Origin of the sequence: Pseudomonas putida, from assembly GCF_050989985.1 — a bacterium.
Lineage (GTDB): Bacteria > Pseudomonadota > Gammaproteobacteria > Pseudomonadales > Pseudomonadaceae > Aquipseudomonas > Aquipseudomonas putida_AI.
On sequence record NZ_CP158815.1, the window covers coordinates 3177919 to 3191806 of the forward strand.

A 13888-nucleotide genomic window follows, 5' to 3' on the forward strand; every position below is an offset into this window, starting at 1 on the left:
AGATCACATCGTTTGGACGAGGTGCTGATCGTGATTTTGCTGGTCCTTTTTGTGTCGACCATGGGCCTCGCTCCGCTTTTTCTTGTACAGAAAAATGTCTGTTGTACAGTTTTTTAAAGAATAGAAGGTATGCTGTACAAGTCAATTTTTTTGTACAACTATTTCCCGAATTGGCCGGTTCAGTAGTACTTAGTCGAGGCTGGATCCTCTGCGCATGAGACAAATCCTGTCTCTTTCGGATAGCTTGGCGGGTTTTAGTGGGAATATGCGGTTTTTGGCGCATGAGCTGCATTGTCTGAAAAGAAGCTGTTAGCACGCGTTTTTTGACAATCTTGAGAAGTCGTCTCAGGAATGTGTTTACCAACGTGTAGTCAGGTCATCGGATTAGCAGGTGAGTTGCTGCGATACCTAGCCGTCAGCACCCAGTGATCGCCGGACATTCGCGAGTACCCGGATTCTGGAAAATACTAGTGATGGACGATTTCGAGTTGGATTTCGAAGGCAAATCTTCAGGGTTTGTCTCGATTGCTCGGAGTGTCAACGGCGTAGATTATTGGGACGGCGAATAGCCGCGGCGGCTTACGCTGTAGCGTTTCTCAGCGTTAGTCGTGGTGGGGCAAAGCTGGAGAAGGGCGTATCTGCAACGTGCAGAGGCGAGAGCGAGTGGGGAAATCAACTGTCCGCTTTTGGCTGTGGATTCAACCGGCCCATTGCAGCCATTTCCGAATGCCCTGGCACGCCTTTCCAGTCAGCGAAGCGAATGACTTGATTCGCCTGTCAGGAGCGGAGCTGTTCAAATAGCTTTTGCAAAAAAACATCGCCCGCCACCGAGTCTGAAAGCAAGTAGTACCCAGACCAATTGTCCCAGCCGGCTGCGAGGCTGAACTCGGCACATTGGAAATTCTGGTGAATTTTTTCATCAACGCCTATGACTGATGAACCCAATCGTTTGAACCCTCGGAGTTTGATCAGGTTCTCAGCTAGCGATAACCAACAAGCGTCTGACATGTCGTTGAAACTAAGTGTCAGATGTCCATTAGCTGCCTTGTCGAGGGTTGGGTTCATCTATTGCCGTCTAAGGTTGGACGTGAAGGGAATGCACAGACGCGGCTGCGGGGCTTTGTTAAGGTGCTCAATCAAGCTTGAGATCGTTTTATTGCGTTGGCGAGCCGCTCGGCGTTGTCGTGCAATTCAATGAATTTTTCGTTTAGCTCGACATGGCCTGGCTTCCAGGAAAAAACGCCGCTGATGTAGTTTTGACCAAGAATGAGATCATTTAATGAGCCCATTCCGCCGAAGGCTGACAGCAGATACTCAATCCCGGAGTAATCAGAATCCAGCAAAAGTGCTCTGGTCCTACGCATCCAAAAGCTCCAGTGGGTGTCTCCATCGCTTTCAAGCAAGATTGCAAGCTGATCAAGAATGTAGATCAGCTCTTCAGTTTTCGGTCCCATTTCTTGACTTCGTCCAAGGTGAATCACGGTATGGAAAGGAGTCTCACCGCCGAGTAGTTTTCGTCAGTCTCGCTAGATAAGCTACTGTTTCGCCATCAGGTTGTCCAAGGGCCGCTTCTGGCCGTTTTCTGTCTGCCGCAATCAGCAGAAACCGACCGAGGCTTTGTGAAAACGTCAGTATCGATTGGAACGGGGCATCTCGGCGACCGTAGAGTCTTGGGTAAACAAATGAATCAGTATCGACGATTAGGGCCTACGACGCTTTTTTTGACGGTGGATCAAGGTCTGCTCGACATAAAGCCTAGGCCAAATGACCTTCGCTAAACTCCTGGCACGGTAATGCGATGGCACCTAGCCTAAGCCTAGAAGCTCAGCCTTTCTTTTTACTGATCGCATTCTCCAACACAGTCTCACGGACGACGTTGACGAAAGCCCGAAGTCCCGCTGGCATATGGCGATTAGCAGGATAGTAGAGGCGCAGCCCCGGGTATGAAGGAGTCCAGTCCTCCAATACGCGGATGAGACTTCCGGACGCAATATGGACAGAAGCAGCGAAATCATTAGTCCAGGCTATGCCGGCGCCCTGCAAAGCCGCCTCTAACATCAAGTGGTGGCTGTCGAGCGTCAACGATCCGCTGACATCTACTGATTGCTCTTCACCGCGCTTCTCGAACTCCCATTTGTAGATCGAGCCACTGGGGAAGCGCACGCGTATGCAGTTGTGTGCGAGCAGGTCTGGCGGAACCTTTGGTTTTTTGCGTTTCGCGAAGTACTGAGGGGAACCGACCACCGCAAAACGGAGCGGGGGAGTGATCGCAATGGCGATCATGTCCTGCGGAACGCTTTCCGCCAACCGTATGCCAGCGTCGAATCCACCAGCAACGATGTCAACCAGACTTCTATCGGTAACGATGTCTACACGCATGTCTGGATAACGCCTTAGGTACTCCAGTACCACTGGAGTCAGCACCATTTGCGCAGCACCTTCGGAGGTGTTCAAGCGTAGGGTGCCTGCCGGTGTATCGCGAAATTCGCCAACCGCCTCCATGGCCGCGGATATATCACGCAGAGCGGGCTGCACACGAACCAGAAATTGCTCCCCGGCTTCTGACAGAGAAACGCTTCGCGTGGTTCTGTGGAACAACCTCACGCCAAGGCGTTTCTCCAGTGCAGCAATCGCGTGACTGAGTGCTGATGGCGACATTCCCAATTCCACGGCCGCACGGCGAAAGCTGCGATGAGTAGAAACTGCGACCACGGCGTTAAGTTCGAGGAGCCCGGATTTCTGCATTGTGCCAATTCCTGCATCAGTTCATCCGATATTAGCCTGATTGTTTGCGACAGTGTCGAGGCTTATCTTGGGTCACAACAACTCTACGCGGATCGGGGCTTCATAGCGGGAATAGTGGCGTTCCAAGCATTCCGGGATTCGGGTTTAGCACGATCCGTTCGGTACTCGGGGCAGTTGCCGCTTTGCTTCATCCACCGGTCTTAGGGTGAATCCGCCAGTCAGTTCGACTCAGCGGGCCTAAAAATGCGAGGAATAATTCATGACGCGTATCACTACACCATTCGGCTTTCATTCAACCGCACAAGCGGTCATTGAAGGGATTGATCTCACTGGTAAACGGGCGATCGTAACGGGCGGGGCCTCCGGTATTGGTATTGAGACAGCGCGCGCATTGGTAATTGCCGGCGCAAGCGTGACGCTTGCAGTACGGCGTCCGGAAGCGGCGGAATCGGTAGCGGCCGAACTGCGCACAGAAGGCAGGGGTACCGTTGATATACGTTCAATCGATCTGGCGGATCTGTCTTCTGTGAAATCGTTTGCTGAGTCTTGGTCAGAGCCGCTTGATATCCTTGTCAATAACGCAGGGATCATGGCCGTTCCTGAACGGGAGTTGACTTCGCAAGGTTGGGAAATGCAGTTTGCGACCAACTTTCTCGGCCATTTTGCGCTCGTACTCGGGTTGCAAAACGCCTTGATCAAAGCCGAAGGCGCCCGAATTGTGTCGCTGAGTTCAAACGCTAATCTGTTAGGGCCAGTGGTTTTCGATGACATCAATTTCGACTTCCGCACATACGATGCTTTCGCGTCATATGCCCAGGCCAAATCGGCATGCGCACTCATTGCCGTAGAGATCACCAGCCGTTGGGCGGAGCGAGGCATTTTCGCCAACGCTTTGAACCCTGGGGCAATCGCAACAAACCTTCAGAAGCACACCGGTGGGCTCAAGACGCCAATTGAACGTCAGAAGAACGTGCAACAAGGTGCAGCTACATCGGTGTTGCTTGCGGCGTCTCCGCTGTTGGAAGGCATTGGCGGTCGTTATTTCGAGGATTGTAATGAGGCGCTGGTAGTCACCAAACGGCCTGCCGATTACACGGGAGTGGCACCTTACGCCGTTGACCCTGAAAACGCGCAGCGGTTGTGGGAAGTTGCCACGCGGATGATAGGGTGAGATCGTGTCCAGAATGACAACCTTGAAGGTAGGCTTCATCGGGCTCGGTGACCAAGGTGGTCCCATGGCTCAAGCAATCGCGGAGTCAGGATTTGAGCTGCACATTTGGGCTCGCCGTCCCCAATCATTGGAAGCCATAGCAGGGGCGCCTCACATTGTTGAAAAAACGGTACAGACGCTTGCCGAGAGTTGCGATGTTGTCTGTCTCTGCCTCACTGACGACAAGGATATCGTAAGCCTTCTCGATAGCGGGCTACGGGATGGGCTTAAGGCCGGCGCCGTTCTTGTAAACCATGGCACCGGCGATCCGAGAGAAAGTCGCCGTCTAGCTGCTGAGCTTCAACAGCAGGGAATCACGTACCTTGATGCTCCTGTAAGCGGAGGAAGACCAGGCGCGCAGGCCCGTACGTTGACCACTATGGTAGGTGGCGAGTCGCAGGCCTTCTCCCAAATGCGTGCAGTCTTCGAGACTTTCTCCCGGAAAGTCTCTCTGCTAGGCCCTTCAGGCGCCGGCCAGATGGCGAAGCTTCTGAATAACGCCTTGACCATGTCCAATCTGAAAAACGCAGTAGACGTCTTCAGCTTGGGTGAATCCGTATGTATGGACTTGGTACAGCTGCATGAGGTCATTGCTGTGAGCAGCGGTTCGAGCACAGTTTTGCGAGCGATCAATAACGAGATCACCGCAGATATTGCACCGCATCTTCAGGGACTTATGCGCAAAGACATAGAGCATTTTGCCGACGCTATTCTTGACGCTGGTTTGAATCCCCAAGACATGCGTGACCGCTGCCTTGCAGGTGCTGATGGATTAGTGGAGCTGGTAGGACAGCTCGCCGTCTGAAGCCTGCTAATCAGAAACTCATATCGATTTCAGCTGGCGTAAACAAGGAGGGGCTGCCCGGCTGCTCGGGTGCCCTGAACCTAGCGTGCTGGGCACCCGGGCATCGCAAGTGTGCAGGTTGTTGGCGAATGCCCGCTTCTGGCCGATTAGTGCCTATGAGGGAGCAATCTGCTGAGCGGTCATTAAAGTATGCTGGCCTTCGCGATTTCAAGTTCGCACAGCAACGACTCGGGCATAACTTGCAATGCTTGCTGTCGCTGCGAATCCAGCGGCTCCCCATAACGCGAACGTTGCTCCATGCTCGCTCGATAACATGAAGCAATAAGCAACCAGCGCCGCACCAATTGCCTGTCCAACCAATCTTGACGTAGCAACCATTCCGCTTGCACTGCCGGCACGTGTCGGTGGCGCGCTACCCATAAAACCTTTGAGGTTAGGAGCTTGGAAAAAACCAAACCCAATGCCTGACATAGCCATGCGCCAGCTAATATCCAAAGTCGACGGGTCATCAGGCATAAGTACTAGAGCTACCAATCCAACCGCCAGTATTGAAAGGCCGATTCCGCCTAATGCGCCGGGAGAATAGTGATCACTCAAGCGGCCGGCAATTGGGGCCATTATCGCTACCATGACAGCCCATGGCGTCATTAGAAAACCAGCCTCTACCGGGGATTTTCCAAGCGTAGTGAAGAAATAAAACGGCAGGGCTACGAACGCCAGTCCTTGTGCTGCGAAGGTGCATACGGACGTCATGACAGAAAGCGCAAACATGGGCCGACGCAGCAGATCAACCGGCAGCATCGGCGCCTTATGGTCCGCCTGCCGATTCAAGAGCAGTGCGAAGAACAAGACTGTTGCGGACAATTCCAATGCGAGGGTAGTGAATTTTTCTTGGTGGGCAGCATCACCGAATAACAAAATCAAAAAGCTGAACGCGACTATGTTGTATAGGGCTGTCAGACCATCCAACTTGTGGCTCGCCCTGCGGGTATCAGGCAATACCTTGCGCCCCAGGAAAAGTGCGACCAACCCAAGCGGAACGTTGATTGCGAATAACCATGGCCAACTGGCGACTGACAAAATAAGGGATGACATGGTCGGCCCGACTGCAAAAGCGACCGCAACCACCAAAGCGTTGGTCCCATAACCACGTCCTAGCATGCGCGTCGGGTAGATGGCTTTCAGCATGGCTGTATTCACACCCATAACGGCGCTAGCCCCAATTCCTTGTAGCAGTCGAGCTATAACCAGTGAAGGTAGCGACCAGGCCAGAGCACAGGCAAGTGATGCCAATGTGAATAAAAACAGTCCGAAAAGTAGAACCCGCCGGTAGGAGATGATTTCACCCAATGCAGCGAATGGAAGCAGCGTTGCGACCATCGCTAACTGATAGACGTTGATGATCCAAACCGATGACGCAGGTGTTGTCTGTAATTGAGTGGCTATTGCAGGTAAAGCGACATTGGCTATTGCTGTGTCGAGTGACGCCATGGCGACACCGATCGCTAGAGAAAATATAGCGAGGCGGCGGGCGTTTTCAGGCAAACCATCTAGCTGAGAAATGTTGGTCTTCGAATCCATTATTGTTTGTCTGGACATGCTGGCTCCTAGATGTAGAGGAGGTGGTTCTATCAAGTTTGCTTGGCGGGCATTGCTCGGGGTGCTTAGGTGTGAAGCAATCTTCTGCCGCTTGCTTGATAGCGTCCAAGACCGATATGTAATCCTTCGTATAAGCCGTTCCTATAGATAAAAAGCGCGTGATCATGTTCACTGCGAGGCACCTGATAGCGGATAGGTAGGACCATCATGCAATGTGACTGATCCACCCTTGTCCTCCTTCGATGAGGAGGACAATTCATCAGCACAATCATTAGAAGAACTCCTCTGTCCTGGAGCAATGCAGAGCTTGGCGGCAGAAAGCCCTCGCGCGAGTCGAAGACATCAGGCCCCTTGGGTAAGTCTTCAGCTTGCTGAAGGTAGGAGTTTTGCCGATCTTCTATTTGGCCATCCATACGAGGCCGAGTACCTGAGACGGTCAGTTACTCGGAGTATTTTGTGAAGATCAGGTCCGTCGCTGGGGGCAATTTCTTATGGCAAGCGAAGCAGCCATTGATGATCTGTTCACTGGGATTGGGCTTGCCTTTTTCAAACTGCCCGTAGCCCCATCCGCCCGTACTGGCGTAACGCTTAGAGTCTTTGACTTCAATCTGGACGTTTGTGGGCTCCCCAGCGATGAACGACTGTTCCCGTCCAAAGGCGGCATTGTTTTGAGCGGAAGACTCATACTTGTAAGCGAGTCGAGCGATGATCGTGCCATCTGGAAACGGAAGAGTCCCATCCCGGAACGCTTTCATGGCGACATCATTTCCCAGAATTACTCGGATGTCAGGCTTGTCACCTTCTTCATGAGCAATGCTGACAAACTGCCAATTTCGGTAGCCCGGCGGGAGTGTTACGCCAAACACTGGAGATCCTTCTGCGACTGGGCCGGGGGTTGAATCAGCGGATGCAGCAACTGAAAAAATTAGCCCACAAAGAAAACTGACCGTTGCGGTTAGAACAAGCAATTTTGAAGTCATCACGAATTCTCCAACGATGAATGTACGCGGTTTTGTCGACTACATTGTCGAGGGTCCGCAAGAGCATCCGGCCTTGCGGCCAGATGCGGTAGATCGAATGCCGCGACCGCTCCACTGACGGTTGCGAGCAGTCGTCATTTGGCGGTGGCAGCCGTTTCAATAAGGCTGGCGACGACCTTCGGATTTGACACCATCACGACATGGGACGCGCCTTTGACCACAACGGTCTTTTTGGCGTGCGCACGTTCAGCCATGAACACTTGGGCTTGCGCCGGGATGTTTTTGTCCTTGTCGCCGTAAACGAACCACGAAGGGATGGTTTTCCACGCGGGCTCGCTCGACTTTTCATTGAGCGCGGCTACGGTCACAGGGCGTTGGGTCGCAGCCATCACTTTGGCGTCGGTTTTCGACACGTCCGCAGCGAACTGGTCGTGAAACTTGTCCTGTTGGATGTAGAGGTCCTTGCCGCCGTCGGCCAATTCAACCGGCGGTGCTAGAGTTGGACCCAGGGTGTTGCCTGGGAAGCGGCCAGCCAGGTCGGCAGTGGATTCACCTGCATCTGGTGCAATACCGGCGACGTACACCAGGGCTTTGACGTTGGCATTTCCGTAGGCAGCTTCGCTAATGACTGGACCGCCATAAGAGTGACCAACCAAGACGATGGGGGTCTTGATGCTTGCCAGCACATCAGCGACTGACTGTGCGTCACCCTTGAGCGAGCGAAGCGGGTTGGAGGCTGAGATCACCGGATAGCCGTCCTTTTCCAGAATCTTGACCACACCCTTCCAACTGCTGGAATCGGCAAAGGCACCGTGCACCAACACCACGGTCGGTTTGACCGGAGCAGCGAACGCTACGGTCGCACTGACCATCGCCGTCGCCAGGGCCAGACCTGCGAATAACTTGTTCATCGAGTGTTCCTGTATGTGAAGAGGATTGAGGCAGAGAGGTCAATTTGAAACGGGTGCAGAGCCGCCTATGCCTCTCTTGGGAAGGGAGGCACAGCTACTGTGGAACGTTTAGGGCGCTCGCCTCTACGACCTGCTGCAAATCGATTACCTGCGAGGGTCATGGTCTGCTTGAATCAAACATGTGAGAACGACCAGAAACTACAATCGACTGTTTCACTCACTGAAATGGCCGATCTGCTGCGTTGGCCTTGCCAAGCACATTGATGGGGCTTAGCAGAATGATTGGCATGGACCATATGGGGTGTTCCACAGTCATTGGCAGCCGCTGGCATGGAAGTGTTGAGCATTCAATTGGGGAGCACGCAACTGCGTTTAGTGGCGCCCCTGGCAGCGGACGCATCACCAGCGGGCGTTAGCTTTCGCAACGACCTGGAAAGAAAGGGGTAGGGCATTTATGGATGTTCGCCCCGCTATCCGCGTCGACGGGCCATGTTCCACATGTGGATAACACTCCGGAATGACCAGCTTTTACAATCCAGCGTTCATCTGCTGGAAGGATCAGAGCGAGGGGGGCTCTCCGGCCAAAGGATCGGTCGGGGCAACTAAATTCCGCGCCGCACCCGTCCCGGTGCCTCACCGTAAATCTCCTTGAATTTCTTGCTGAACGCCGCCTGCGATTGATACCCGACCTGGGCCGCAATATCGTTCAACCCCAAGTGCGAGTGACTCAACAGGCTGAAGGCTAATTCCATTCGGACCTGTGTAAGCAACACCCACGGCGAAACGCCGGCCACCTTGGCGAAAGCCCGCATGAAGGTGGCGCGAGACATACTCGCGGTTTCGGCCAGGCCCTCTATGGTCCACTCGTATGAAGGGTCGGCCAACATCGCCTGCCAGGCGCGGCCCAAACGTTTATCACTCAATAAGGCAAGCGTGCCGCTGTCTTGACCGTGGCTGGTCAGGTGCGCGCGCAGGATCAAAGTGAACAACGCCTGAGACAACGCATCGAGCAAAAATCTGGCACCCACCTGATCGCCGTCCGCTTCGCTGCGCAACAGCTCGACCAGTGCCGCTAACGGCGCATTGTCCGGTAGGGCGCCGCTGGGAATCACCAGATACTCAGGTAGAGCGGCGAACAACATCGATGCCCTATTGTAGTGAAACCCACCGCACAGCATGTCCAGGTCCGTGCTGACACTGCCAATGCGATAGGTAGGCAAAACTCCACCCGAGACGAGTGTCGGGGCGGTTGGATGAACCGTTTTTCCAAGGCTGTGCATGACATGGGGGGCGCCCCTGGGCAGCAGCAAAATGTCACCGGCGCGCATGGGGAGGCGTTGACCGTCCGGGAACTCCACCCGGCAGGCTCCCTCCATCACAATGTGATAGGGCGCCTTGCCTAGGACCTCCTGCTCATGATTTCGGGCCCAATCACCTTGAAACTGACAACGCAGATCCAGGCTCCCCCGAACGTTGGCCAAGCTGATGAGTTTGTCGATTGCGTTCATATGAGAGCTTCGCAGAAAAAACTGAGTGGATTGAACAAACCCGAATCTCGTCATAAGGGAAAACTGAGCGTGTTGAGACAGTACACCAACCCGCTTAGGAGTTAATGCAATGTTCAGTAACTGGTCCGAATTGTTGCCCACCATCCAGAAAGCCTTCGGCTCGCTGGGCAAGAGCAATCCCAAGATGGTCAAGGCTTACATGGCACTCGGTGAAGCCGCCGCCGAAAACGATGTACTGGACGTCAAGACACGGGAGTTGATCTCGATCGCCGTTGCCGTCACGACTCGCTGCGACGGGTGTATCGCTGCCCACCCAAATGCTGCGATCAAGGCCGGCGCGAGCCGCGAAGAGGTAGCCGCGACGCTGGCGACCGCTATATCGATGAACGCTGGCGCTGCATACATCTATTCGCTGCGCACGCTTGAAGCGTATGACACATTGAAAAACTAGTACGACACGCGTTTACCCAAGCCTCGTCACTGCAAAGTGTCGAGGCTTTTTTGCGCCCTCAAAACCTTCAGGGCACCTTGAGACGATCAAGCAATAACTTGAGCAAGACGCACAAAAGTGGCATTCGAGATCACCGCAGACTGACTCCACATTCATTTATCGGAGAAGTCTCATGCTCACATCATTTAGCAACTGGTTAAGATTCATCAGCAAACTGGACACCTTTGGCGCAACGCTCATGCGACTGGCAATCGGCGTTGTTTTCCTTTGGATTGGCGCGCTCAAGTTCGTACCCTACGAGGCCGACAGCATCACGCCGTTTGTCGCCAATAGCCCGTTCATGTCCTTCTTCTATGAGCACCCGCAAGAGTACAAGGCTCACCTGACCCATGAAGGTGAACTGAACGCCGATAAGCGCGCCTGGCAGACCGCCAACAACACTTACGGCTTCTCGAGCGGGTTGGGCATTGTGGAAATCCTGATTGGCCTGTTGGTGCTGTCCAACCCGATCTCACGCCGCACCGGGTTGCTCGGCGGTGCATTGGCCTTCGGCACGCCACTGGTGACGCTGAGCTTTCTGATCACCACGCCCGAAGCCTGGGTGGGTGCGCTTGGTGACGCTCAACACGGTTTCCCGTACCTGTCCGGTGGCGGTCGCCTGGTCCTCAAGGACGTGCTGATGTTCGCGGGTTCCCTGCCTGTGATGGCGGACTCCGCTCGGCAATTACTCCGCGAACGTCGCGTTTGATCGTCAGATAGTTACGCAACACATGCCGTCCTATAGCCCACGTTGTGGGGTAGGGCGGCCAAGCGGGAAATGTCCCCCATTGTCCGCGCCCCGTATTGAGCATCATTCTTTCACTCGGTGAAATACCGCATTGTCACAGGTAGTCATTCCGCTCGGTTGCCAATGTGTCGAGTATTCACGTGAACGCGAGACCGCGCGCTGACTTGAACCTCTCGGCAGAGCGACTCTGCACGACGCTGGAGTACCGATGATGTCCCTGTTCAAATACCTGATGCTGTTGGCATTGCCGCTCATGTTTGGCTTTGGCCATGCTCAAGCGCAAATGCCGAAAATGATGTATCGGCAAGTGATGGTCGATGGCGTGAACATCGCCTATCGAGAAATCGGAGACGTTAATGCCCCGGCAGTGCTGCTACTGCATGGTGTACCCAGCTCATCACGCATGTATGACGGCCTGATGCGGCAACTGGGCAACCGCTTCCACCTGATTGCACCGGACTACCCCGGATTTGGCAATAGCGATGCGCCCGCACCGGACCAGTTTGTCTATACGTTCGATCACCTCGCCACGTTGATCGAGCACTTCACCGATACGGTCGGCCTCAAGCAATATAGTCTGTTCATGCAGGATTACGGTGCCCCCGTCGGTATGCGTGTGGCGATGGCGAGGCCGCAGGCGGTGACGTCCATGGTGTTCCAGAATGGCAACGTCTACGCCGACGGCTTGGGCAAAATATGGGAGAGTCGCAAGGCCTACTGGGCCGACCGTAATGCCTATGAGGCCAAGTTCCAGGCGGCGCATCTGTCCATTGAGGTCACCCGGCAGCGCCACATCGGCAGTGACCCGGATGTCTCGGCGTACAACCCCGACCTCTGGCAAGACGAAGTCGCGTTCCTCAATCGTCCGGGTGAAGGGGCCATTCAGATGGCGTTGATCTATGACTACCGCACGAACCTGGACGCCTACCCGAGCTGGCAGCAATGGCTTCGTGAACATCACCTGCCCACCCTGGTTGTCTGGGGCAAGCATGACCTGGCCTTCACTGTCGCCGGTGCTGAAGCATTCCACCGAGACTTGCCCGACGTGCAGATCAATATCCTCGACGGCGGTCATTTTGTGATGGATACCCGGCTGGACGAGGTCGCAGCCATGACACGTCAGTTCCTGAGCAAGCCGTAACGAAAAACGCCCGCCCGGATGATACCCGGGCGGGCCCTAAATGCTCAAAGTGGCCGCATCGTATGACTAGCCCACTGCAAGGTCTTCATTGCCCAGGAAACAGGGTCTTTCTTTCAAGCAAGCAAACCAGGTGCCCGACGGCGCCTTTTGATTTTCCGCGAGCAAGCTCGCTCCTGGCGCAGCTCAGGCAATGCTGTCCGGCCAGTGCTCGATCACGCTCTTGTAACGCGTGTAAAAGCGCACGGCTTCCTCGCCGTAGGCGTGATGATCACCAAACATCGAGCGCTTCCAGCCCCCGAACGAATGCCATGCCGAGGGCACCGGGCTGGGAATGTTGATGCCGACCATGCCGATCCGAATCTGCCGGGTGAAGGTGCGCGCCGCGCAGCCGTCAGAGGTGTACAGCGATACGCAGTTACCCAGTTCGTGGGCGTTGACCAGGGCGATGGCGCTGGCCAGATCGGGCACTCGAACAACGCAAAGTACCGGTCCGAAAATCTCTTCCCGGTAGATGCTCATCTGCGACGTAACGTGGTCAAACAGCGAGCCGCCAAGAAAGAAGCCCTCTTCGTGGCCGGCCACGGTTTGGCCGCGACCGTCGACGAGCAGGTTGGCCCCTGCCGTGACGCCCGCCTCGATATAGCCCAATACCTTGGTACGATGCGCGGCGCTGATCAGGGGCCCCATGTCCAGGCCGGGCTCCATGCCGCCGCCCATCTTCAGCGAGCGCACGCGTGGCACGAGACGCTCGACCAACTCATCAGCAATGCTCCCAACCGCCACCACCACGGATGTCGCCATGCAACGCTCGCCGGCCGAGCCATAGGAGGAGTTGATGATCGCATCGACGGTTTTATCGAGATTGGCGTCGGGCAAGACCACCAGATGGTTCTTCGCACTGCCCAATGCTTGCACGCGCTTGCCGTATTTCGCGCTTTCGCTGTAGATGTATTCGGCCACCTGCGTGGAGGCGACGGCCGATACCGCGGCCACATCGGGATGCTGCATCAGGGCATCGACGGTGGCCTTGCTGCCATGCACCACATTGAACACGCCTTTGGGAAAGCCCGCCTCGATGAACAGCTCGGCCAGCCGGATCGATGGCGACGCGGTTCGCTCCGAAGGCTTGAGGATGAAGGTGTTGCCGGTCGCGGCCGCCATCACAAACATCCAGCACGGCACCACCATCGGAAAGTTGAAGGGCGTGACGCCCACGGCCACGCCCACCGGTTGACGCAGGTTCCAGGCGTCGATGCCGGGGCCGCTCTGATCGGTGAAATCGGTCTTGAGCAGGTTTGGAATGCCGCAGGCGAATTCGACGATTTCGATCCCCCGTACCACCTCACCCTTTGAGTCTTCAAACAGCTTGCCGTGGTCGCGGGTGATGAGTTCGGCGAGTTCATCGCTATGGGCCTCCAGCAGTTCCTTGAACTTGAACATCAAACGCGCGCGCTTGAGCGGCGGGGTTTCGCTCCAGGCGGATAGCGCGGCTTTGGCAGCGGCGACTGCTGCGTCGACTTCGACTCCATTGGCGACCGGCAGACGGCCCGTCACCCGGGCTTGCGCCGGGTCCAATACGTCGAAAAACTGCCCGCTCGCGCCTGTGGTGTGTTGACCATTGATGAAATGACTCAGCTGGCGCACCGAGCCTTGATGTGCCTGGCTCATACGGCTCTCCCAAAAGCTAGGGTCCTGTACTAGCAGCAACATGCTGTGATCCATGATTAGGCTAGTCACTATGCGCTCGAACC

General features: G+C 55.2%; 13 protein-coding genes and 1 pseudogene. 6 read left to right on the top strand and 8 right to left on the bottom strand.

What is annotated here, in order from left to right:
• Window positions 1-396 precede the first annotated feature (396 nt).
• Window positions 397-569 (top strand): annotated as a pseudogene (locus ABTV29_RS14745) (cupin domain-containing protein); the annotation flags it as partial.
• A gap of 208 nt (window positions 570-777) precedes the next feature.
• Here the strand turns inward: ABTV29_RS14745 and ABTV29_RS14750 are convergent.
• From ABTV29_RS14750 to ABTV29_RS14760, 3 genes are all read right to left on the bottom strand, one after another.
• Entirely contained in the window at window positions 778-1065 is a 288-nt protein-coding gene (locus tag ABTV29_RS14750; protein ID WP_433771406.1) for a hypothetical protein, read from the bottom strand.
• A gap of 71 nt (window positions 1066-1136) precedes the next feature.
• A complete protein-coding gene (locus tag ABTV29_RS14755; RefSeq protein ID WP_433771408.1) occupies window positions 1137-1454 on the bottom strand; it encodes a DUF6966 domain-containing protein in 318 nt (105 codons plus the stop codon).
• A gap of 370 nt (window positions 1455-1824) precedes the next feature.
• Window positions 1825-2745 (bottom strand): LysR substrate-binding domain-containing protein, encoded by a 921-nt coding sequence (locus ABTV29_RS14760; RefSeq protein ID WP_433771410.1) that lies wholly within the window; start codon window positions 2743-2745, stop codon window positions 1825-1827.
• A gap of 259 nt (window positions 2746-3004) precedes the next feature.
• Here ABTV29_RS14760 and ABTV29_RS14765 point away from each other — a divergent pair, with 259 nt between their 5' ends.
• Together ABTV29_RS14765 and ABTV29_RS14770 are read left to right on the top strand one after the other, a co-directional pair.
• On the top strand, window positions 3005-3916 hold the full coding sequence (locus ABTV29_RS14765) for an SDR family NAD(P)-dependent oxidoreductase (RefSeq protein WP_433771412.1): 912 nt from the start codon (window positions 3005-3007) through the stop codon (window positions 3914-3916).
• Window positions 3917-3980: 64 nt separating this feature from the next.
• On the top strand, window positions 3981-4760 hold the full coding sequence (locus ABTV29_RS14770; RefSeq protein ID WP_433771414.1) for an NAD(P)-dependent oxidoreductase: 780 nt from the start codon (window positions 3981-3983) through the stop codon (window positions 4758-4760).
• Window positions 4761-4967: 207 nt separating this feature from the next.
• Here ABTV29_RS14770 and ABTV29_RS14775 read toward each other — a convergent pair whose 3' ends face one another.
• The 4 genes from ABTV29_RS14775 to ABTV29_RS14790 form a co-directional block, all read right to left on the bottom strand.
• On the bottom strand, window positions 4968-6359 hold the full coding sequence (locus ABTV29_RS14775; RefSeq protein ID WP_433771416.1) for an MFS transporter: 1392 nt from the start codon (window positions 6357-6359) through the stop codon (window positions 4968-4970).
• A gap of 440 nt (window positions 6360-6799) precedes the next feature.
• Entirely contained in the window at window positions 6800-7339 is a 540-nt protein-coding gene (locus ABTV29_RS14780; protein ID WP_433771418.1) for a cytochrome P460 family protein, read from the bottom strand.
• A gap of 134 nt (window positions 7340-7473) precedes the next feature.
• Complete coding sequence (locus tag ABTV29_RS14785) at window positions 7474-8250, bottom strand: alpha/beta fold hydrolase (RefSeq protein ID WP_433771420.1); 777 nt, start codon at window positions 8248-8250, stop codon at window positions 7474-7476.
• 602 nt (window positions 8251-8852) lie between these two features.
• Window positions 8853-9758 carry an AraC family transcriptional regulator gene (locus ABTV29_RS14790; RefSeq protein WP_433771422.1) on the bottom strand — a complete coding sequence of 302 codons (906 nt, stop codon included), beginning with the start codon at window positions 9756-9758 and terminating at the stop codon, window positions 8853-8855.
• Between the two features lie 109 nt (window positions 9759-9867).
• Here ABTV29_RS14790 and ABTV29_RS14795 point away from each other — a divergent pair, with 109 nt between their 5' ends.
• From ABTV29_RS14795 to ABTV29_RS14805, 3 genes are all read left to right on the top strand, one after another.
• On the top strand, window positions 9868-10209 hold the full coding sequence (locus ABTV29_RS14795) for a carboxymuconolactone decarboxylase family protein (protein ID WP_433771423.1): 342 nt from the start codon (window positions 9868-9870) through the stop codon (window positions 10207-10209).
• 172 nt (window positions 10210-10381) lie between these two features.
• On the top strand, window positions 10382-10957 hold the full coding sequence (gene rclC / locus ABTV29_RS14800; protein ID WP_433771425.1) for a reactive chlorine resistance membrane protein RclC: 576 nt from the start codon (window positions 10382-10384) through the stop codon (window positions 10955-10957).
• Between the two features lie 247 nt (window positions 10958-11204).
• Window positions 11205-12137, top strand: a complete 933-nt coding sequence (locus ABTV29_RS14805) for an alpha/beta fold hydrolase (RefSeq protein WP_433771427.1) — start codon at window positions 11205-11207, stop codon at window positions 12135-12137.
• Window positions 12138-12320: 183 nt separating this feature from the next.
• Here the strand turns inward: ABTV29_RS14805 and ABTV29_RS14810 are convergent, their stop codons facing one another.
• The gene (locus ABTV29_RS14810) at window positions 12321-13805 is read right to left on the bottom strand and encodes a CoA-acylating methylmalonate-semialdehyde dehydrogenase (RefSeq protein WP_433771429.1); all 1485 of its coding nucleotides are present in this window, start codon (window positions 13803-13805) and stop codon (window positions 12321-12323) included.
• Between the last annotated feature and the right edge of the window lie 83 nt (window positions 13806-13888).

Bases quoted from the DNA above. Each gene is read 5' to 3' on its own strand.
- ABTV29_RS14770 (WP_433771414.1), top strand. From the start codon at position 3,981: ATGGCTCAAGCAATCGCGGAGTCAGGATTTGAGCTGCACATTTGGGCT.
- ABTV29_RS14750 (WP_433771406.1), bottom strand. From the start codon at position 1,065: ATGAACCCAACCCTCGACAAGGCAGCTAATGGACATCTGACACTTAGT.
- ABTV29_RS14785 (WP_433771420.1), bottom strand. From the start codon at position 8,250: ATGAACAAGTTATTCGCAGGTCTGGCCCTGGCGACGGCGATGGTCAGT.
- ABTV29_RS14760 (WP_433771410.1), bottom strand. From the start codon at position 2,745: ATGCAGAAATCCGGGCTCCTCGAACTTAACGCCGTGGTCGCAGTTTCT.
- ABTV29_RS14795 (WP_433771423.1), top strand. From the start codon at position 9,868: ATGTTCAGTAACTGGTCCGAATTGTTGCCCACCATCCAGAAAGCCTTC.
- rclC (WP_433771425.1), top strand. From the start codon at position 10,382: ATGCTCACATCATTTAGCAACTGGTTAAGATTCATCAGCAAACTGGAC.
- ABTV29_RS14805 (WP_433771427.1), top strand. From the start codon at position 11,205: ATGATGTCCCTGTTCAAATACCTGATGCTGTTGGCATTGCCGCTCATG.
- ABTV29_RS14780 (WP_433771418.1), bottom strand. From the start codon at position 7,339: ATGACTTCAAAATTGCTTGTTCTAACCGCAACGGTCAGTTTTCTTTGT.
- ABTV29_RS14755 (WP_433771408.1), bottom strand. From the start codon at position 1,454: ATGGGACCGAAAACTGAAGAGCTGATCTACATTCTTGATCAGCTTGCA.
- ABTV29_RS14765 (WP_433771412.1), top strand. From the start codon at position 3,005: ATGACGCGTATCACTACACCATTCGGCTTTCATTCAACCGCACAAGCG.
- ABTV29_RS14775 (WP_433771416.1), bottom strand. From the start codon at position 6,359: ATGTCCAGACAAACAATAATGGATTCGAAGACCAACATTTCTCAGCTA.
- ABTV29_RS14790 (WP_433771422.1), bottom strand. From the start codon at position 9,758: ATGAACGCAATCGACAAACTCATCAGCTTGGCCAACGTTCGGGGGAGC.
- ABTV29_RS14810 (WP_433771429.1), bottom strand. From the start codon at position 13,805: ATGAGCCAGGCACATCAAGGCTCGGTGCGCCAGCTGAGTCATTTCATC.